The 18,989-nt window shown below is 59.6% G+C and carries 17 protein-coding genes; 8 read left to right on the plus strand and 9 right to left on the minus strand.

Annotation, left to right across the window (positions count from 1 at the left end; translation table 11 throughout):
• The first annotated feature begins 133 nt into the window (after nucleotides 1-133).
• Nucleotides 134-1,075, plus strand: coding sequence for a class I SAM-dependent methyltransferase (locus tag ACCD00_RS21955; RefSeq protein ID WP_413427510.1), 942 nt, complete (start codon nucleotides 134-136; stop codon nucleotides 1,073-1,075).
• A 28-nt stretch (nucleotides 1,076-1,103) separates the two neighbouring features.
• Here ACCD00_RS21955 and ACCD00_RS21960 read toward each other — a convergent pair whose 3' ends face one another.
• On the minus strand, nucleotides 1,104-1,877 hold the full coding sequence (locus ACCD00_RS21960) for a helix-turn-helix transcriptional regulator (RefSeq protein WP_413427511.1): 774 nt from the start codon (nucleotides 1,875-1,877) through the stop codon (nucleotides 1,104-1,106).
• A gap of 110 nt (nucleotides 1,878-1,987) precedes the next feature.
• On the opposite strand from ACCD00_RS21960, the gene ACCD00_RS21965 reads away from it, so the two are divergent.
• Together ACCD00_RS21965 and ACCD00_RS21970 are read left to right on the plus strand one after the other, a co-directional pair.
• On the plus strand, nucleotides 1,988-3,097 hold the full coding sequence (locus ACCD00_RS21965; protein WP_413427512.1) for a polyamine ABC transporter substrate-binding protein: 1,110 nt from the start codon (nucleotides 1,988-1,990) through the stop codon (nucleotides 3,095-3,097).
• A 174-nt stretch (nucleotides 3,098-3,271) separates the two neighbouring features.
• On the plus strand, nucleotides 3,272-4,402 hold the full coding sequence (locus ACCD00_RS21970; protein ID WP_413427513.1) for a P1 family peptidase: 1,131 nt from the start codon (nucleotides 3,272-3,274) through the stop codon (nucleotides 4,400-4,402).
• Nucleotides 4,403-4,677: 275 nt separating this feature from the next.
• Here the strand turns inward: ACCD00_RS21970 and ACCD00_RS21975 are convergent, their stop codons facing one another.
• Nucleotides 4,678-5,310 carry a TetR/AcrR family transcriptional regulator gene (locus ACCD00_RS21975; RefSeq protein WP_413427514.1) on the minus strand — a complete coding sequence of 211 codons (633 nt, stop codon included), beginning with the start codon at nucleotides 5,308-5,310 and terminating at the stop codon, nucleotides 4,678-4,680.
• 164 nt (nucleotides 5,311-5,474) lie between these two features.
• Between ACCD00_RS21975 and ACCD00_RS21980 the strand changes: the two genes are divergently transcribed.
• Entirely contained in the window at nucleotides 5,475-5,915 is a 441-nt protein-coding gene (locus ACCD00_RS21980) for a hotdog fold domain-containing protein (RefSeq protein ID WP_413427515.1), read from the plus strand.
• Between the two features lie 151 nt (nucleotides 5,916-6,066).
• Here the strand turns inward: ACCD00_RS21980 and ACCD00_RS21985 are convergent, their stop codons facing one another.
• Nucleotides 6,067-6,789, minus strand: a complete 723-nt coding sequence (locus tag ACCD00_RS21985) for a GNAT family N-acetyltransferase (RefSeq protein WP_413427516.1) — start codon at nucleotides 6,787-6,789, stop codon at nucleotides 6,067-6,069.
• 260 nt (nucleotides 6,790-7,049) lie between these two features.
• On the opposite strand from ACCD00_RS21985, the gene ACCD00_RS21990 reads away from it, so the two are divergent.
• Nucleotides 7,050-10,436, plus strand: coding sequence for an Ig-like domain-containing protein (locus tag ACCD00_RS21990; protein ID WP_413427517.1), 3,387 nt, complete (start codon nucleotides 7,050-7,052; stop codon nucleotides 10,434-10,436).
• A 133-nt stretch (nucleotides 10,437-10,569) separates the two neighbouring features.
• Here ACCD00_RS21990 and ACCD00_RS21995 read toward each other — a convergent pair whose 3' ends face one another.
• The 3 genes from ACCD00_RS21995 to ACCD00_RS22005 all read right to left on the minus strand — a co-directional run bounded on the left by ACCD00_RS21995 (nucleotide 10,570) and on the right by ACCD00_RS22005 (nucleotide 13,499).
• Complete coding sequence (locus ACCD00_RS21995; RefSeq protein ID WP_413427518.1) at nucleotides 10,570-11,139, minus strand: YceI family protein; 570 nt, start codon at nucleotides 11,137-11,139, stop codon at nucleotides 10,570-10,572.
• A 136-nt stretch (nucleotides 11,140-11,275) separates the two neighbouring features.
• A complete protein-coding gene (locus ACCD00_RS22000) occupies nucleotides 11,276-11,947 on the minus strand; it encodes a phosphoribosyltransferase (RefSeq protein WP_413427519.1) in 672 nt (223 codons plus the stop codon).
• Nucleotides 11,948-12,140: 193 nt separating this feature from the next.
• The gene (locus ACCD00_RS22005) at nucleotides 12,141-13,499 is read right to left on the minus strand and encodes an MATE family efflux transporter (protein WP_413427520.1); all 1,359 of its coding nucleotides are present in this window, start codon (nucleotides 13,497-13,499) and stop codon (nucleotides 12,141-12,143) included.
• Between the two features lie 297 nt (nucleotides 13,500-13,796).
• Here ACCD00_RS22005 and ACCD00_RS22010 point away from each other — a divergent pair, with 297 nt between their 5' ends.
• Entirely contained in the window at nucleotides 13,797-14,069 is a 273-nt protein-coding gene (locus ACCD00_RS22010; protein ID WP_413427521.1) for a hypothetical protein, read from the plus strand.
• Between the two features lie 255 nt (nucleotides 14,070-14,324).
• Here the strand turns inward: ACCD00_RS22010 and ACCD00_RS22015 are convergent, their stop codons facing one another.
• The 3 genes from ACCD00_RS22015 to ACCD00_RS22025 all read right to left on the minus strand — a co-directional run bounded on the left by ACCD00_RS22015 (nucleotide 14,325) and on the right by ACCD00_RS22025 (nucleotide 16,983).
• On the minus strand, nucleotides 14,325-14,597 hold the full coding sequence (locus ACCD00_RS22015; RefSeq protein ID WP_413427522.1) for a hypothetical protein: 273 nt from the start codon (nucleotides 14,595-14,597) through the stop codon (nucleotides 14,325-14,327).
• Complete coding sequence (locus ACCD00_RS22020; protein ID WP_413427523.1) at nucleotides 14,597-16,369, minus strand: S-type pyocin domain-containing protein; 1,773 nt, start codon at nucleotides 16,367-16,369, stop codon at nucleotides 14,597-14,599. Before ACCD00_RS22020 ends, ACCD00_RS22015 begins: the two co-directional genes overlap by 1 nt.
• A gap of 410 nt (nucleotides 16,370-16,779) precedes the next feature.
• Complete coding sequence (locus ACCD00_RS22025; RefSeq protein ID WP_413427533.1) at nucleotides 16,780-16,983, minus strand: hypothetical protein; 204 nt, start codon at nucleotides 16,981-16,983, stop codon at nucleotides 16,780-16,782.
• Between the two features lie 58 nt (nucleotides 16,984-17,041).
• Here ACCD00_RS22025 and ACCD00_RS22030 point away from each other — a divergent pair, with 58 nt between their 5' ends.
• Nucleotides 17,042-17,176, plus strand: a complete 135-nt coding sequence (locus ACCD00_RS22030; protein WP_413427524.1) for a hypothetical protein — start codon at nucleotides 17,042-17,044, stop codon at nucleotides 17,174-17,176.
• Between the two features lie 296 nt (nucleotides 17,177-17,472).
• Nucleotides 17,473-18,969, plus strand: a complete 1,497-nt coding sequence (locus ACCD00_RS22035; RefSeq protein WP_413427525.1) for a methyl-accepting chemotaxis protein — start codon at nucleotides 17,473-17,475, stop codon at nucleotides 18,967-18,969.
• The last annotated feature ends 20 nt before the right edge of the window (nucleotides 18,970-18,989 follow it).

The following is an 18,989-nucleotide window of genomic DNA, read 5'->3' on the forward strand; positions in this document are numbered from 1 at the left end:
GTGTCAGTCGCTATCAATGTTGACTGACACTGCGCTTTCGCGAGCAAGCCCGCTCCCACCCTGTTTTGTGGTGATTCACCAGTTGCGCAATTATGGTTAAATGCCGCCCCCTACAAATGACCGACCCGACCCGATGAACCCTGAAGCCCTCGCCATCCTCAACCAACAGGTGCTCACCGCCCTCGCGGCCGCCCCCGCAGAAACCCGCCGCCTGTTCCACGGCCGTGGCCGCTGCTGGCCGGGGCTGGAGCAAGTGACCGTGGACTGGTTGCAGGGCGTGGTGCTGGTGGCGTTGTTCAAGGAGCCGCAAGCGACGCAACTGGCAGACTTGAAGCAGGTGCTGATGGCGATCACCCAATCAGCGCAATGGACACAATCCGGTGCCCATACACTGCTGTTGCAGCATCGCTACCTGCTGCAAAGCACCACCGAGTGGCTGCTCGGGGACGTCATCGAGGAAATGAACATCACCGAGGGTGGCCTGAAGTACCGGGTCGACCTGGGCCGCAAACAGAACACCGGGCTGTTCCTCGACATGCGCTACGGTCGCGACTGGGTCCGCGCCAATGCCGAAGGCAAGCGGGTGTTGAACCTGTTCGCCTACACCTGCGGCTTCTCGGTGGCGGCCATCGAAGGCGGCGCGAGCCACGTGGTCAACCTCGACATGTCCAGCCCGGCCCTGAGCCGTGGTCGCGACAACCACCGCCTCAATGGCCACGACCTGAGCAAGGTGAGCTTCCTCGGCCACGACCTGTTCAAGTCCTGGGGCAAGGTGATCGGCAAGGGGCCGTACGATCTGGTGATCATCGACCCGCCGTCGTTCCAGAAAGGCAGTTTCCTGCTGACCAAGGATTACCAGCGCGTACTGCGCCGCTTGCCGGAACTGCTCAGCCCGCAAGGCACGGTTCTGGCCTGCATGAACGACCCGGCGTTTGGTGCCGACTTCCTGATCGATGGCGTGACCCGCGAAGCGCCGAGCCTGCGCTTTGAGCAGCGCCTGGAGAACCCGCCAGAGTTTCCCGATGCGGATGTGGAGTGCGGGTTGAAGGCGTTGGTGTTCAGGCTCGGAGACTGAGTCCCGCTTTTTTGTAGCCTGACTCAGATCACCGCGGCTGCAACACCAGTGCAAACAACTCGCCATGCCCGTTCACATTGAGCTTGTGATAGAGGTTGCGCCGATGCACCTTCACCGTCTCCGGGGAGATGCCCATTTTCTGGGCGATGGCCTTGCTGGAAAAACCCTGGAGAATCAGGCGCGCGGTTTCGATTTCCCGCAGCGTCAGGCGTGCGTCGAAGCGATCGAGTAACGTGGCCAGATCGCTGGCCGGCGGTTCGGCGACCGGCCCTTGCAGTGGCGTCAGATCCAGGTGTCGGCGCATCGCCGCCAATACCCAGTCACGCACGCACAGCAGGCGGCCTTGTTCCTCCAGGCTGAAGCGCACCGAACGCCCGAGGGACAGGCCGAGCACGGCGCCGTCGAGGTTCACCATGAACTGCAACTCGTCCCCACCGACCACGCGGCTGAAGTAACTCAGGTAGTACTCGCTGTGCTGGAACTGGTCGGGGGCCACCGATTCGAGGCTGTGCAAGCCGTCGGCGATGCCGGCGCAAGCGGCTTGATAGAACGGATCGAGCAGGTACATGCCGGCCCGGTAGTCCGCCAGCTCTTCCTGCTCGTCACCGTTGCCCTTGGCATCGAAATCAATCAGCAGGCGCGGCACATGGCCCGGCCGCATCAGCGCCACCAACGCGTTGTCCAGCGGCACCAGCAACCGCAGGGTGTCCACCAGTGCACGCCAGAAACCATCCCGCCCCACCGCCGTGAAGACCCGCGCCAGCCCCTGGTGCACCGGCAACTCTTTCAACAACGCGTCCACGCACTACCCCTTTTGAGTAACCCATGATGGGAATGGGTGAAGGCCACCCCGGTCGATACGCTGAAAACTCCTGAATACCACCGGCCGCAACAGGCCAGGAGTGCCGCATCATGAGTCGTCACCACTTGTATTTCAATCTGGGCTTTGGCGCCTGTCTGGCGGTGTCGGTGTCGCTGTCGGCGTTTGCGGTCCAAACCCCGACGGTGCACGTATACAACTGGTACGACTACATCGGCCCCACCACCCTGCAGGACTTCAAGCGCGACACCGGGATTGCGCCGGTCTACGACACCTTCGACAGCGCCGAAGTGCTCGAGGGCAAGTTGCTCACCAGCCGCAGCGGCTACGACGTGGTGGTGGCCAGCAACTTCAGTTTGCCCACGCTGATCAAGGCCGGCGCCCTCGCCCCCTTGCCCCGTGCGCAGATGCCGGACTTCAAGAACATGGACACCGATCTGCTGGCGAAACTGGCCAACAACGATCCGGGCAACCAGTACGCCGTGCCCTACCTGTGGGGCACCAACGGCATCGGCTACAACGTCGACAAGGTGCGCGCGGTGCTGGGTGACAAGGCGCCGGTGGATTCCTGGGACCTGGTGTTCAAGGAAGAGAACCTGGCCAGGCTCGGCGAATGCGGCGTGGCCATGCTCGACTCGCCGTCAGAGATGCTCCCGGTTGCCCTGCACTACCTCGGCCTGCCGCCCAACAGCACCAACCCCGAGGACTACAAGAAGGCCGAAGCCTTGCTGCTGAAGCTGCGTCCGCACATTGCCTACTTCAACTCGTCGAAGTTCATCAGCGACCTGTCCAACGGCAACATCTGCGTGGCGGTCGGCTGGTCCGGCGCGATGCTCGAAGCCAAGACCACCGCCGAGCAGGCCGGCAACGGCGTGAAGATCGCCTACAGCCTGCCGAAGGAAGGTGCGCCGGTGTGGTTCGACACACTGGTACTGCTCAAGGACTCCCCGCACCCGGAACAAGGGCTGGCCTTCATCGACTACCTGATGCGCCCCGAGGTCATCGCTCCGGTCAGCGACCACCTCAACTACCCCAACGGCAACCGCAGCGCCACGACACTGGTCGCCGAAGAGACCCGCAGCAACCCGGCCGTCTACCCGTCGGCCGAAGCCATGGCCACCTTGTTCACCCTCCAGCCCCTGCCGCCTGCGACCGAGCGCGTGCGGACGCGGATCTGGAGCAAGGTCAAGAATGGCCAGTAGACACACCACTAACCCTGTGGGAGCGGCGGTGCGGCGATCCGACTTGCTCGCGAAAGCGGTATGTCAGCCAACACTTTTGGCGACTGATACGACGCCTTCGCGAGCAAGCCCGCTCCCACAGGAACTGCAGTGCCCCACAGATTTTTTCTGCCACGACTCGAAGATGAGAAAACCATGAAACCACGTGCCCGCGACCTGAACATCCCGATCGGCCAACTGCAACCCGGCCCGCTCAATGCCATCACCGACGTTCCCGGCGTACGGGTCGGCCACAGCAATATACGAGGACGCACTGCCAATGGCCGCGACATCCTCACCGGCGTCACCGTCATCGAACCGCGCGCCGGTTCCACCAGCCAGCAACCGTGTTTTGCCGGTGTGCATGTACTCAACGGCAACGGCGATGCCACGGGGCTGGAATGGATTCGCGAAGCAGGCTTGCTGACCAGCCCTATCGCCTTCACCAATACCCACAGCCTGGGCGTGGTGCGCGATGCGCTGATCGTGATCGACCGCGAGCAGCAACCGGATGACGGGCGCCTCTACTGGAACATGCCGGTGGTGCTGGAAACCTTCGACGGCTTGCTCAACGACATCAACGGCTTTCACGTCAAACCGGAACACGTGGCTCAGGCCGTGCGTTCGGCGGCGGGCGGCCCGGTGGCCGAAGGCAATGTCGGCGGTGGCAGCGGCATGATCTGTCACGAGTTCAAGGGCGGCATCGGCACCGCGTCGCGACGGTTGAACAGCACCCAGGGCGGCTGGACAGTCGGGGCGATCGTCCAGGCCAACCACGGCATTCGCAATGAACTGCGCGTTGACGGGTATCCGGTCGGGCGCTACATGGAACAGGTCGATTCGCCGTTCCTCAAGGCATCGCTGCCCCATCCGGGCATGGGTTCGATCGTGGTCTGCCTGGCCACCGATGCGCCGTTGCTGCCGCACCAGTGCACCCGTCTGGCCCAGCGCGCCAGCCTCGGCCTGGCCCGCACTGGCGGCGGTAATGAAGACCACAGCGGCGACATTTTCATCGCCTTCGCCACCGGTAACGATCACGTGCCACCGGCCGCCTATGAGAGCAAGAAAGCGCCGACCACCCACAACCTGAGCATGGTCAACAACGACCACATCAGCGAGCTGTTCCTGGCCGCCACCGAGGCCGTGGAAGAAGCCATCATCAATGCCTTGCTCGCCGCCGACACCGCCGAAGGCAACGGGCACGCGGTACCGGGGCTGGATGCCGAGACCTTGCTCAAGGCCTTGCGTCGCGCCGGCTGGCCGGGGGATGCGACTAGCGGTACTTGAGTGAAACGCTAGGTCTTTTTAGGATGAAGTTGCGCAGTCGCTTGCTTGCTCAAGCCGCTGCGCAGGTGGTGAGTGAACTGAACCCCTACCAAGCTCACCGCCTGCTTCATGCGCATCTTGAGCCTCAATGGCTCTACTTCCTCCCCATCAAAGAGCTTTGAGGCTCTTTTTTTGCCTCTGAAAAACATCACAGCTCACTGTAGAAGCGGGCTTGCCCGCGATGGAGTGTCAGTGACACCACTCAGCCTGACACACCATCGCGAGCAAGCTCGCTCCTACAAGGGATGTTCATTGGAGTTGGGGATGCACAGTGACCGCCACGCCGCCTCGGCCAGCATGTCCCGGTACGCCTTCGGGCTGCCCTTGACCCGGCCCGACAACCAGGCGCGGCAGTAACTGTCTGCCTGGCCGACGATCAACGACGGTATCAACTCCGCCGGAAAACCACCCAGCTCGTTCCCCTGTGCGCCCAGCCATTCCAGCAACTGCTTGTTGCGTGTCTTGTTGCGGCTGGCGAGTTCGTCCTTGAACGGCCCCTTGGTGACGGAAAACCGCGCGTGGTACTGGAACCGCGCCCACTCCGGCTGGCTATCGACCCAATCCACGTAGCTGTGCACCAGCGCATGCACCCCCGTTTGTGTGGTGTGTGCCTCAGCCAGGTAGCTGTCGCGCAAGCGGGCCTGGTCGTCGAGAGCGGTAAAGAACAGCGCCGCCACCAGGCCTTCCTTGTTGCCGAAATGGTGATAGATCGCGCCGACACTGGTGTCGCATTCGGCGCGGATCATTTCGATGGTGGTGGCCTCGATCCCCTGTTCGTTGAACAGGCCGAGGGCCTTTCTGAAGATGTCGCGCTTGAGTTCGGCGCGTCGTCCGGGGTAGCAGCGTTCGAGCAGATCGGCGGTTTCCATGCTGAAAAACGGTCCAGAAAAGTCATAGGTGGAGCTGGCGGTTGCCAACGAACAAGTGGCACTAGGTTGACAGATTTCTCCTCGACAGAATACTGTTCCGTTGCAGAACATTGTTCTGTTAAAGAATATTGTTCTGCAAACTGTCATCCTCAAGAGGCATCAAAATGAGTCAGTTCCTCAGCATGTTCAGCAGCGCAGGCCCGCAGGCGTTCAGCAAAATGGCCTGCCAGGTGGCGCCCTACTTCTCCACCATCAACCCGCTGGTCAAGGATTTGCGCAAAGGCAGCGCCACCGTGCACGTGCCGTTTGCCCGGGAAATCACCAATCATTTGGGTACGGTGCATGCGATTGCGATGTGCAACGCCGCCGAGCTGGCCGCCGGGATGATGACCGACGTTTCCATTCCCGCCGGCGCCCGCTGGATTCCCAAAGGCATGACCGTTGAATACCTGGCCAAGGCCAAGAGCGATGTGACGGCGGTAGCCGAGGGAGATGCCGTGGACTGGACCACCGAAGGCGACAAGATCGTGCCGGTGGACATTCACGATGCCGAGGGCAAGAAGGTGTTCACGGCGCGGATCACCATGAATGTGAAGCTGGCTTAAACGCTGAGCGAGCTCTCGCGGGCAACCGATCCCCTGTGGGAGCGGGCTTGCTCGCGAAGGCGTCGTATCAGTCGCCAAAAATGTTGGCTGACACACCGCTTTCGCGAGCAAGCCCGCTCCCACAGGGGGGGTGGTGTTTAGATGAACTCGGTCAGACCAACCGAAGTCGAGGACTACTGGCCGGCACGGCATCGTCCCCCAACCGCCCCCGCACAAATTCCCGGGCCTTGTGCGTCAACTGGTCCAGGTGCCGGTCGCGCTGTTTTTCCGCGTCGGTCATGGCCCGCTTGCCATGCTTTTGCAGCAAGTAGGTATGAATCTGCCGCACTTCCAGCGAGCTGTAGATCGACGCCACATCCAGCAGCGCCATCAAGCCATCGGTGGCGTGGTCACGGGTATTCATCAACACCTGGGTCGCACGCACGCCCACCACCTGAAAGCCCATCGCTTCGAAATACGGCACCTTGGCCACCGCGCAAGTCAGCTCGGCATGGGGATAGCGGCCGACCATTTCCCGCAGCATCCGCCGGGCCACGCCCTGGCGCCGATACTCGGCCTGCACCGCCATGTACGCCACGCCACACGCCTCGGGATCGTCCTGCACCGGCAGGTACAGCAAAAAGCCGATCACCTTTTCCGGGTCGTCTTCGTCAGTGGCAACGATCAACTCCACGGCAATGCCTTTCTCACCGTTCAACGCTTGCAGATACAGGTGCACCTCATAGCCGATCGCGTACTGATAAAGGTTGTACAGCAGGTTGCTTGGCGGGATCGCGACCATGCTGATGTCGGTCAGGTTGTCGACCACCATCTGCAGGATCTGGCTATTGACGTGCTCGGGGCACGGAGTCTTGAAGTGGCTGATCAGGGGCATTGCGGTGACAGGCTCCGGGAGGCAAAGGCGGCCTATCATAGCGCGCCTGACACCTGCGCGGTGGGGGGAACCGGGGGGTGAAGGCCCCCAACATTGAGGATTCCCACCCACTGCGGCGCGATAACCGCCACCACAGCCATCAATCTTTTGATACAAAACGATTTTTCCTATCCCTCGGATCCACTCGCGATTGGCGCAGCTCTTGCAAAGAGCGAATTGCGAACGTCAGCCTCACCGGCGCGCCCCCGAGGAAATACAATATGAAGAGAATACCTGATCTCAAGTCGCTCGGCCTTTTCAGGAAACCGGGCATCGCCGCTGTGATGCTGATCAACATCAGCCTCGGCAACGCCAACGCCGTACCGCTGGACGATGTCAGCCAGCCACCGCCGACCGACCCCTCGGCGTTTACCAATCCGCCGGCCGACCCCAAGGCCGCGCTGGATGCCATACTGGCCATGCCACCCGCCTTCCAGGGCGCCATCGCCCTGCCCAATGGCGCCTTTGGCACCCGCAACACCACGACAGCGACCGACAACGTGCTGCCACCAGCCCTGCAGACGTCCTTCAAAATCCCCACCAATGGCAAGCCCAGCCCATTGTTCGGGGCGCAGCCGTACACCCAGCAACTGCTGCTGTTCGAAGAATTCGGCACGGAAAAACTCGACCCTTCACTGCCGGCACCGCCCATGACCTTCCCGGTTCCGCTCGCCGGCCCGGCGCCCACGCAGGACCCGAACAACATCGCCCGCAGCGGCCCTTCACCCTCGGCGCTGGAAGCCTTCATGCGCCAGCCAGGGCTGTACCCGTTTCCGTCGCAGTACTCCAACGTGCTGGACCGCAACCCGTGGAAAGCGCAGATCGAAGCCTTCCTCAACCGCCATCCGGTCGGCTCGCCGGCCGAAGGTCGTCCGCCAGGAAAAGGCTGGTCGCACCAGCGCTGGAACGAGTTTTACCCACAGGTCGCCTTCAAGACCGTGCAAGCGGGCGCCCAACTCAACAGTGGCATGCGTGACCGCCGCCAGTTGCACAACTACGCCGTCGGTGAGTTCGGGCCTGGCGGGCTCTACTACCAGACCTCGGAAACCCCGGCCATATTGGGCACCACCAAAGGCATAAATACCCGTTTTCACCCCAACATGCCGATTCAGAACCACAAGGCGCTCTGGACCTTCGACGGCACTTTTCCGCCAAAACTGCTGATGGTGCGCTACGGCCAACCGACGCTGATGCGTCACTACAACGCCCTGCCGATCGATCCGTCGGCCAACATGGGATTTGGCCTGCACACCCTCACCACCCACGAACACAACGGCCACACCCCGGCCGAAAGCGACGGCTTTGCCAATGCGTTTTTCTTTCCGGGGCAGTACTACGACTATCGCTGGCCAATTCAACTGGCCGGTTATGACACCATCAACACCAGCGCCCAGGATCCGCGCGCGGCGTTCCCCTGCGCCCCGGGCGAAACCCTGTTCGTCAACGATGCCACTCCGGGCCTGAAGACGTGCAACAACGGCAGCATCAAGATCCGTGGCGACTGGCGTGAAACCATGAGCACCCACTGGTTCCATGACCACATGAACGGTTTCACCGCACAGAACGTCTACAAGGGCAACGCGGTGATGATGAACTACTACAGCGCCCTGGATCGCGGTAACGAAGCCTTCGAAGACGGCGTCAACCTGCGCCTGCCCAGCGGTTCGGCCCTGCCCTGGGGTAACCGCGACTATGACGTCAACCTGATGGTGGCCGACAAGGCCTGGGATCAGAACGGCCAGCTGTGGTTCAACCCGTTCAACACCGACGGTTTCCTCGGCGACCAGGTCCTGGTCAACTGGCAGTACCAGCCGCGCCTGAATGTGCGCGCACGCAGCTATCGCTTCCGCATCCTCAATGGCTCGGTGTCGCGCTACTTCAGGATCGCGCTGGTGCGAGAAGTCGCCGGCAGCGGTGGCGAATTCCCCGGCCCGGCAGGTTCCGGCGTGTCTTACTCCCGTGTGCCGTTCCACATGGTCGGCAATGACGGCAACCTCATGGAACATGCCGTGCCGTTCGACGGCAGCATGGACCTGGACGGTGACGGCGACATGCAGAACCACAACGCCATCCTGCCCACCATGGGTATCGCCGAGCGTTACGACATCATCGTCAACTTCGCGAAAAACGGAATCAGCGTCGGCGACAAGCTGTACTTCGTCAACCTGCTGGAGCACCAGAACGGCAAGGGTCCGGAGGCCACCGTGCTGAGCCTGGCCGATGTCCTGTCCGGGAAGTACAAAGCGGTGCTCAAGCAGGGCAGCAAAGGGCTGGAATGGGACAACGGCGACCCGGGGGTGGGCAAGTTCCTGCAGCTGGTGGTCAAGCCCTATGCCGGCCAGGACGTGAGCATGAACCCCGCCGACTACGAACCCGCCAAACCGGGCAAAGCGGCCGGCAAGACCATGCTCCCGCTGACGATCAACCGCGACGATCCGGCGATGCAGGCCAAGCTGAAGGTGGCACGCCATCGCGAGTTCATCTTCGGCCGCTCCGACGGCACCGACGAAGCCCCCTGGACCATCAAGACCGACGGCGGTTTCGGCTACCCCATGGACCCTCGGATCATCAGCGCCGCTCCGCAACTGGCCAACGGCCCGACCGATGCCGGGTTCTCCGGCGACGGCACCATGGAAGTGTGGAAAATCAAGAGCGGTGGCAACGGCTGGAACCACCCTGTGCACGTGCACTTCGAAGAGGGGATCATCCTCCACCGTGACGGCAAGGCGCCACCAGAATGGGAAAAATGGGCACGCAAGGACGTCTATCGCATCGGCGAGGGCATCGACAGTTCGGTGGATGTGGAAATGGCGATCCGCTTCCGCGAATTCGCCGGGACCTACATGGAGCACTGCCACAACACCCAGCACGAGGACACCTCCATGCTGCTGCGCTGGGATATCGAGCACCCGGGCCAGTTCCAGTTGATGCCAACGCCCCTGCCTGGCTGGGACGGCGTCAACTACGTCAACTCCGCCGCGCTGCCAACCTTCCGCACTGGCGATACCCGTAACAACGACGGCGATAACAAAAATCCGATCGCCAACCCCGACAGCGCCATCAGCAACAACGGCCAACCAGTGCCCATCAACGTCCTGGCCAACGACTCCGACCCTGACGGTAACGTGCCCCTCAAAGTGGTGGGCCTGGAGCAACCGGACTCCGGCAAGGGCACGGTCAGCACCGATGGTCTGCGCGTGACCTACACACCACCGGCCACGGTCCCCGCGCCGTTCACCGCGACCTTTACCTATAAGGCCGCCGATGCCAAGGGTGCGGAGTCGGCACCGACGACGGTGTCCGTGGCGGTCTCGGCAGGTGTCGTCGAGAACCTGATCGTCACCAGCGCTACCGTCACCGCCCGCAGCAACAGCCGTTACTACTGGGTCCTGTCCGGCACCACCTCGCGTGGCACGGGCAATACCATCACGGCGACTGCCACGACCACCTCCGGTCCAGTGAGCCTTGGCACCGCCACCCTGACGCCGACGGCGACAGGCGCACGCTGGAATATAGCGGTGACCACCACCGGCAGTGGCCCGTCGCCTAACCCGACGGCGACCGTCACATCGGCCTTCGGCAAAACCGTGACGGTGCCAGTGCACTAGAGCGGATTGATCGACGCCCGGTCCATGCAATGTGGATCGGGCGTTTTTCTTTTGCGAATCGCAAGGTGGTACCGAGGTGAGGTTTACTGACTATCGGTTCTATCGGCAAAGTGCCTGGCATTTGCGCTGACGGTCACCGCTGCGGCGCCACCATCCGAAAGCGGATATTGATCTCGTTGGACACCACACTGTCCGCCCACTCGCCTTCGCCGATCTTGAAGTCGTCACGCTTGAGCACCAGCTGGCCCTCGAAAATGCCGATGGCGCTCTCCGATTTCAGCAGCACCGGTACACTCACTTCGCGAGTAAGCCCCCGCAGGGAAAGCTTGCCGGTGATGGTGTAGCGGTTATCGCCCAGGGCCTTGATGGACGTCGACTCGAAGGTCGCCACCGGATAAGTCGCGGTGTCGAACCACGCCGTTTTTTGCAGCTCGGTGTTGGCGTCGCTGCTGCCGGCGTCGATGCTCTTCAGGTAGATGGTCAGCGCGGCATGGGCGGCGCCGGGGTTATCGGTGTCGAAGTCCAGTTTGGCCTTGAACTTGCCAAAGGTGCCGTAGGCTCTCGAACCCATCTGCTCATAGGTGAAACTCAAGGTGCTGGCCCTGGCGTTCACATCCTTGTATTCCACGGCTTCAGCGAACGGCACCAGGCCGAACACCAACGTGCCGGCCAGAACAACGCAACGCGCGGATCGAAGGTTCATGGCACTCTCCGGGAGGGCTCCCGTCTTGAGTTGGGGTGCCGCACAGGTCGGGTGGCATCAAATGACTTAAGCAAACAACCGGCGTTTATTCCACCTCACGCGGTGATTTGCGACCACCTGCCGATGGCCGTCAGCGCTACCCGCACTCCCCGCGTTGCCACGCCCGCTGCAACAGCGCGATCACCTCGGCATCCGAGGTCTGGGAAAAATCCATGTACCAATGCCCGATCGAAGTGAACCACTCGGGCATCAGCGGGCAGACCAGTTCATCCACCTCGTTGCGCAGCGCCTCCACCGTGTCGATCGGCGCCACCGGCACCGCCACCACGATGCGCAATGGCGCCTGCACCCGCAACGCCTGGATCGCAGCCCTCATCGAAGCACCGGTGGCCAGGCCGTCGTCGATCAGGATCACCACCTGATCCTTGAGCTGCACCGGCGGCCGCGTGCCGCGATAGACCTTCTCGCGGCGCAGCAACTCGCGGGTTTCCCGTTCGACCACGGCGTCGAACGCGGCGCGATCAATCGGGTGCACCCGCAGCGCCTGTTCATTGACAATCCGGATACCGCCGCTGGCAATCGCGCCCATGGCGTACTCCGGGTGGGACGGCACACCGAGCTTGCGCACCAGCATCAGGTCCAGGCGAACCTTCAGCGCCGTAGCCACTTCATAGGCCACCGGTACACCGCCACGGGGCAAGGCCAGAACGATGACATCGGCCCGCTGGGCGTAAGGCAGCAGCGGCTCGATCAAACGCCGCCCGGCCGCCGGCCGGTCTTGCAGGATGGAATGGGACAAGGGGCTCATGTAAAAACCTCCCCAGGCGAACACGCCTGTCGGTGAATCCTTCCCCCACTGATGAAGTACCCGACTTTCAGTGTGCACCAGACAACAAACACCACTGCCCTTGTGGGAGCGGGCTTGCTCGCGAAAGCGTCAGCACAATCAACATCTACACCACTGAACCACTGCTATCGCGAACAGGCAATCAAAAAACTGCCTACACCAACCGCTCGATCTTCTGATGCTGCCACACCAGTTTGTAATACAGCGTCTGCAACACCAGCATCCCCAGATACGCCACCGGAAACGCCATCCACACCCCTTGCAGCCCGAACTTCGCATCCAGCAGATATGCCGCCGGCAACTGCACACCCACCACGCACACAATGGAAATCGCCACCGGCATCATCACCGTGCCGCTGGCACGCATGATGCCGCCGATGATCGCCTGGAAGCCGAACACCAGCAGGCTCCAGAGCATGATGTGCAACAGGTGCTGAGCCATGTTCCGCGTCGCCTCCTCAGTAAGGAACGACGCCAGCAACCAATGCGACAGCAAATACCCCAGCACCACCAGGCCACCGGTCAGGCACACATTGATCATCAACCCCGTGCGCAAAATCGGCCCCATGCGCTCGATGCGCCCGGCCCCGATCGCCTGCGCCCCGAGGATCGACGCGGTAATCGCAATCGACAGCGCCGGGAACTGCACGTAATTGACGATCTGCGTCACCGCGCCATACGCCGCCGTCGCCTGGGAACCGTGCTGGTTCACCAGCGCCAGAATCACCAGTTCCGACAGCGACAACACCACCATCTGCAAGCCGGTGGGCAACCCGATGCGCAGCACCTTGCCGAGAATCGCCATGTCCAGCTTCATCGCCGCAAAGAACTCCCGATCCGGCGCCAGCGGATGGCCCTTGCCAATCAAGCGCCACGCCAGCAACCCCATCGCCACCAGGTTACCCACCAACCCGGCAAACGCCGCACTCTGAATCCCCATCGGCGCAAAACCCAACCACCCGCGAATCAACGCCGGCGTCAGCGCCAGCCCAACAATGGTCGACACCACCAGCGCCAACAACGGCGACAAGGTATCGCTCACCCCACGCAACAACTGCGTGAACAACACAAACACCAACAGCGACGGCATGATCCACAACATCACATGGGCATACGCCACCGCATCGTCCAGCACATCCGTCGGCGTCCCCAACCCCACCAACGCCGACCGCGCAAACACACTCCCCACCACCGCCGCCACCAACCCGATCAATACCCCCAATAACAACGTCGCCCCGGCAATCGCCTTCACCAGATGCGCCTCCCGCGCACCCCACGCCTGCCCGATCAACACACCAGCCCCCGCACCGAGGCCGATGACCAGGGCGATGAAGAAAAACACGATGGGGAACATCCCCGACACCGCCGCCAGGGCCTGGGTGCCGAGCATCTGGCCGATGTAGACGCTGTTGACCGTGCCGGACATGGATTGCAGGAAGTTCGACAGGACCATCGGGGCGAGGAACAGCAGGTACGTTTGCCAGAGGGGGCGTTGGGGGGTTGCAGTTTGCATGAGCGAAGGTCCATCTCGACGGCAGGAGCGATGATTAAGGATAGCGTTGGTGGCTGAAACCAAACGGCAGTGAACATCTCAGGTCTGTGTTTGTATTTCCAGCGACGTGATGTGAAAGGTCTGAAGTTTCATCGTCAAAGGTCCTACACAAAGCTCGGAATGCCTCACCTTCCCGCGCTGATCTCGTGCGGCTTATAGTCGGCGCCGTCGCCCATTATGGCGATTCGGGTTTGGCGACCTGACAACAGAGAATGACCGACTGACGGCCTTGAGCCTATCTAACAGAGATCATTCAAAATGAATCGATACATGCCCCTCACCGGAATCGACCTGGTTCCGGCTTCCCTGCTCATTGATACCGAAGCGCCACTAGACGTGCTGCAAGCCATGGCGGACTACCGTATTCGTACGGTTACGCAGGTGTTGGAGAATATTGCCTTCCGGGCCGAGATTGGTTGCGACACGGTGGTGCTGGCGGACTTTTCCAAATTGCTGGTTATTCCGTTGAGGGATGGTTGTGATTTGATGGATGTGATTGGGCGGCGATTGCGGGCGCAGGCGACGGAGTGAATGAACGGGCGCTGAAGGCGCCCGTTTTATTGCTGGTCCAGAAAGGGTTACCCGTCAGCCTTGATTCGAGGCCACGAAAAACCAATCAGGCGAAGATATTCAATATGCCCGTAACAAAGAGAAGAGCCGCTGCGGCAGCGGCTCAACCTGGGAAACCTTCGATGAATTAAACGACTGGACAAGGGAACCGGACGACCACGAAATGATGGCTACTGTCACCGTTCTCTGGCACCTGCGTTCAGGCACTTGGTACTGTCAATCAAAGGTATATTTGCCTTCGAGCATGAATGCCGGCTCTCTCCAGTTGGGTCCCCTCACAACTCTGAGCCCATTGTTTTTTATAAAACCGGCATCACACATTTTCTTGACAAGATTCAATAGCCCTATGTTGTTCTCCACATGCGCCCAGTTAGCCCGATTATAAAGGCCATCAAGCTGAGGAAAAGAAATACCTAATTGATTTTTGGTTACAAACAGAATCACCTCTTCAGGTTTTTCGTTAAGTATGATGGTTGCAATGACACTCATTATTTTAATCCTCCAAGTTCCTTGCACTCTCGTTCCCTTTGTTTTTCATCCGCTTCTATAGCATCAGGTGTATAGAGCAGTTCAAAAGCGTCCTTGACTTTGTAGTCCTCCAGCGTCGCGGCGTGAGTGTTGTTCCAAATAACACCGTCGTCATTCGGATCTACACCATCAACCACACCTAATGCTCTGAAACGCTCCAGCTCTCTGATTTCATGAGTATAGAAGCGTTTGTCCATATCAGTGATTACCAATTTACCCAACAGAATTTTTTTCAAGCGTTCAATCATGATGGCATTGGCATCCGAGGGCCCAAAGCGTCCCGTATGTAATTTTACCAGGTCAATACCCGCTTGGGTCACGGTAGCACTTGTCCAATCGAGATCGAGGATTGGGCCTCCGGCTTTGGCGGGATTGAAAAATCGACCGCTGTATTTTCCCCTTGTGGTAGCTCCTTTATAAGGACTATTAAAAACAACGTAGATTGGCGGCAGGCCGCTTTCAATCGGAAAGCAGTAAATGCAATCCCTGAAATCAGGCAATTCGAACGCGGGTAAGGGTTCAGGCTGCACAAGCAATGGCGACAGCGTAACTCCAGTGTAAGTCGGTACTTGCGCAGGTCGGGCGGGCGAAGTTGTCGAGCTGTCTCCCAAGTGAATAATGGGAAAACTGAGGATAATGGGCGGTGTATCGTTTGACGTGAAACTGTAGGCGCTGGTCGTTGGATCGAATGCCAATGCTCGCACCGGCACTTTTGCCGAGACACCCCCTCCAGCCGGGGTTGCAACAAGTGTGTATTGGTTAAAGTCGCCAAAAATCCGATAAGGAAGGTCAATGGCTCCTTCGGCAGCGGCGATTTCATTCAGGTTTGACGGCAGCTTTGGCAAAAAAGTGCTACCGGGTAGTGTAAGAACTGTTTGAGGAAAGCGTTCGCCGTTAGCAAGAGCAGGTGAATAGAACAAGGCCCCGATCCCAACAGCTGTGGCCCGACTGATAAGTGCTTCCCCCAACCTTGCCAACAACTTGATGCCCCCATGGATCACTGCCCTGAAGGTCCAACCTTCGGCAACATCGATGGCAATGGCACCTGCCACAGTTCCCGCCTCTATGCCATTACCAATGGGTAACCTGTAGGTGTAAGCGACTTCGCCCCTTGCCAAGGCGCGATGGATTGCAGCGTCTGCAGTTGTGGAAGCGTCCTCCAGAATGGGGATGGCTTCGACCAGGATTCGTTTAACGTAGGCGGCAGTTAGCGATAATAGGTATTCTTCATAAAAGCTTTGTCGCACTGCCATATCGTCTTCTGCATCCGCATTCGATGCAAATACCTCGGCACTCATTTTTCTGTCTAGCGACAATGCGTCTAAACCATTATATAGTAGTGCATCGTGCCAACTTCTATGGATTCTGGCCCTTTGCAGAAGTTCTACGATGATCGCTTTCTTTTTTAAGGCAGTTTCCAACGCATTGAGTTCCTGCCCGTCAATGGCTGCGACTATACGTTTTCCTAGATAATCTCGAACATTCGGTGTAGCACCAGAAAAAACACTCGTTATCTGATCGTGCACCGAAAGCCCTATCGCCACCAACTTTTGGTATGCGTTACTGGTGTTTTTGACATCCTCAATACTATGCGGCGTAGTAACCGCCGGGACAGTCCCATCCCAAAACAAAATACTATCGAAGCTTGAAGGAAAAGCCTGGGCTTCCGCAGCTTGAATCGGCCGAGACTCAGATGTCATTAAAGGTGAATAATGAGTAACTGATTTTTTCATATAGCACTCCATGCAACAACATTAATTCCATAAAATAGACAGAACAAAAGTTATGCCGCAACAAAGTAGCAATTTCAATACTTCAATATTTACTGCATACATCATGCGCAAAAGATGACATCCGACTTAAGCAACTTCTGCGGCTTCCAGCAAAACCCTCACAGCAAAAACGCCAATTCAATCTGTATATACGGGCTACTAAACCAAAGGAACTGATTTATTTTCACGATGTTCTTTAAACAATGGCGAATGTCGTGTTCGGGCGGTTACGCAGGTATTGGAGATCACTGCCTACCGATCCGAAATCGGTTGCGACACGGTGTGTCGTGGTCGGATTTCTCCAGACTGTTGGCCATCCCGTTGCGCGATGGTTGTGATTTGATGGATGTGATTGGGCGGCGATTGCGAACTCAAGCTGCGGAGTAACTACATATGGCGCCGAAGGCGGCGACGATGGCGGTCCCCCAACCAGCCCCTACCGCGAACGGATACCAGAAGGTCTCTTGCTTGAGTTTGCTTTGTTCCGCCATGAATTTGCGGGTTTCGGCCATGAACCTTCGGATTTCGCTCAGCGCACATTCCCCAAACGCCAAACGACCCAGCCCACAGTCAATTAGCTAAACTTCATCAGTAACCCACTTCGCGAATCCCTGAAAATTCAGGAGGCGAACCATGAGCAAACAACCGCAACCCCAAAGCCGCTCCAACCCCCAACCCAGATCCCGTCCACTTGTACCGAACCTGCCGAGCAAAACCGGCAACAAGTCCGGTCGCTTGCGCAGCAACTACCCACCGAAGAAATCGTAATTGCCCTCGGAGTACGACAGGCTTTGCAATGGAGCCTGTCGTGCTCTCCGCCAATTCAGCATTAATTGCCTCTATATCGGACATTTTTTTCCACGTGCGACGTCGTACCTGCCAAGAATGATGGCCAAGGGCTACGATCTCCACGGCGTCTCAAATACAACTCGACCATGCCGCCAACAGATTCGCATCCCTGACTCTGAAAACGTCTGCCCCCTTAACGTACCCAAGCCTTCGCGATGTCCCGTGTTGCCATAACCCCTGCTTTTTTCTGGCTCATTTACATGGAGTAAGCGTACATGCCCTTCCCCCCTCGTTTCCTAGACCACTACCGCAAAGCCGACCGCATCATGCTGGGCCTGATCTGGCTGATGTTCGTCTTCGCGGTGGGCCTTGCGTTCTGGCACGACACGTTCAAGCAGGCGTTGCTGGTGGGTGGCGGCACCAGTGTGCTGTTGACGCTGTTGTATCGCGCCATCGGCGGGTCGCGGTGGATGCGCTGTTTGCTGGGCGTTGGCCTGATGGTGATGGCCGCGCTGCATATCAATCAGGCCGAGGGAGTCATTGAGTCGCACTTCGGGATTTTTGCGTTGTTGGCGGTATTGACGTTTTATCGGGACTGGCTGCCGATCCTGGTGGCTGCGGTGACGATTGCGCTGCATCACGTGGTGTTTCATGTGCTGCAGCATCAGGGATTTGCGGTGTATGTGATGGCGCATCACGGTGGCTGGACGATGGTGTTCGTTCACGCTTTTTACGTGGTGATGGAGACGGTCGCGCTGCTCTATCTGGCGGTGCATAGCCAGGCCGATGCGGTGGAGAGCCAGGACATGCTGGACAAGATGCTCGCCACCACGTCTCAGTTCACCGGCGGTGCCGGTCAGGGTGACAAGGCGCGGGTGCATGTGTCGCTGGCCCAGCGGTTCGATCAGTTTTTGATGCAGATCACGGCGTTGGTGGACGGTGTGGTGCGTGACTCTCAGGGTTTGGGTGAGTTGGGCCAGGAGTTGGCCAAGGCCAGTAACACGCTGGAGAAAGGCGCGAAGCATCAGTTGACGGAAATCGCCCAGATGACCGGGTCGATGCAGCGCATGGGCGATGCGATGGAGCACATTGCGGTGCATGTCGAGCATGCCGTTGAGCATGCGGGCCAGGCCACTGTGCAGATCACCCGCGGGCAGGAAAGTGTGAACCGTGCGCAGCAGGAGATCACTCAGTTGGCCTCGCGTCTGGAGGGCACCAATGAAACCGTGCAGGTGCTGGCCGGGCAGGCACAGCAGATCGGCAAGGTGCTGGAGGTGATCAGCAGCATTGCCGAGCAGACTAATTTGCTGGCGCTCAACGCCGCCATCGAAGCCGCGCGCGCCGGCGAGCAAGGCCGGGGCTTTGCGGTGGTGGCTGATGAAGTGCGCAGCCTGGCGCAGCGCACGGCAGTGTCCACCAAGGAAATCCGGACCATCATCGAGGCCTTGCAGCAAGGCAGCCGCAAAGCCGTGGAGGCCATGCAGGACAGTCGCGAAGGTGTGGAGCGTTGTGTCGAGGACAGTCAGTTGGCGGCGGCGATGTTGCAGGCCGTGGGCAGCGACATCTCGCAGATCGATGAGCTCAATGGACGGATTGTGACTACCACCCGCGAACAATCCACGGCGAGTTTCGAGATCGTCGGGCGCTTGCAGTCGGTGCAGAGCATTGCGCAGAACACCGCGAATGACGTGGAGACGCTAGCGTCGAGCAGCCGGCGCTTGCCGCCTATTGCCACGCGCCTGGATGCACTGGGGCGTACTTTTCATCAATGACGGAGCCGTGGTCTGTATGA

It is taken from the genome of Pseudomonas sp. Pseusp3 (assembly GCF_047304225.1).
Lineage (GTDB): Bacteria > Pseudomonadota > Gammaproteobacteria > Pseudomonadales > Pseudomonadaceae > Aquipseudomonas > Aquipseudomonas fluorescens_CD.

What these genes read in the sequence shown, in the direction of transcription:
- ACCD00_RS22015 (WP_413427522.1), bottom strand. Translation starts at nt 14,597, where the DNA reads ATGAGTGTCATTGCAACCATCATACTTAACGAAAAACCTGAAGAGGTG.
- ACCD00_RS22010 (WP_413427521.1), top strand. Translation starts at nt 13,797, where the DNA reads ATGAATCGATACATGCCCCTCACCGGAATCGACCTGGTTCCGGCTTCC.
- ACCD00_RS22000 (WP_413427519.1), bottom strand. Translation starts at nt 11,947, where the DNA reads ATGAGCCCCTTGTCCCATTCCATCCTGCAAGACCGGCCGGCGGCCGGG.
- ACCD00_RS21965 (WP_413427512.1), top strand. Translation starts at nt 1,988, where the DNA reads ATGAGTCGTCACCACTTGTATTTCAATCTGGGCTTTGGCGCCTGTCTG.
- ACCD00_RS21975 (WP_413427514.1), bottom strand. Translation starts at nt 5,310, where the DNA reads ATGGAAACCGCCGATCTGCTCGAACGCTGCTACCCCGGACGACGCGCC.
- ACCD00_RS22020 (WP_413427523.1), bottom strand. Translation starts at nt 16,369, where the DNA reads ATGAAAAAATCAGTTACTCATTATTCACCTTTAATGACATCTGAGTCT.
- ACCD00_RS21970 (WP_413427513.1), top strand. Translation starts at nt 3,272, where the DNA reads ATGAAACCACGTGCCCGCGACCTGAACATCCCGATCGGCCAACTGCAA.
- ACCD00_RS21985 (WP_413427516.1), bottom strand. Translation starts at nt 6,789, where the DNA reads ATGCCCCTGATCAGCCACTTCAAGACTCCGTGCCCCGAGCACGTCAAT.
- ACCD00_RS21990 (WP_413427517.1), top strand. Translation starts at nt 7,050, where the DNA reads ATGAAGAGAATACCTGATCTCAAGTCGCTCGGCCTTTTCAGGAAACCG.
- ACCD00_RS21995 (WP_413427518.1), bottom strand. Translation starts at nt 11,139, where the DNA reads ATGAACCTTCGATCCGCGCGTTGCGTTGTTCTGGCCGGCACGTTGGTG.
- ACCD00_RS22035 (WP_413427525.1), top strand. Translation starts at nt 17,473, where the DNA reads ATGCCCTTCCCCCCTCGTTTCCTAGACCACTACCGCAAAGCCGACCGC.
- ACCD00_RS21980 (WP_413427515.1), top strand. Translation starts at nt 5,475, where the DNA reads ATGAGTCAGTTCCTCAGCATGTTCAGCAGCGCAGGCCCGCAGGCGTTC.
- ACCD00_RS22005 (WP_413427520.1), bottom strand. Translation starts at nt 13,499, where the DNA reads ATGCAAACTGCAACCCCCCAACGCCCCCTCTGGCAAACGTACCTGCTG.
- ACCD00_RS22030 (WP_413427524.1), top strand. Translation starts at nt 17,042, where the DNA reads ATGAGCAAACAACCGCAACCCCAAAGCCGCTCCAACCCCCAACCCAGA.
- ACCD00_RS21955 (WP_413427510.1), top strand. Translation starts at nt 134, where the DNA reads ATGAACCCTGAAGCCCTCGCCATCCTCAACCAACAGGTGCTCACCGCC.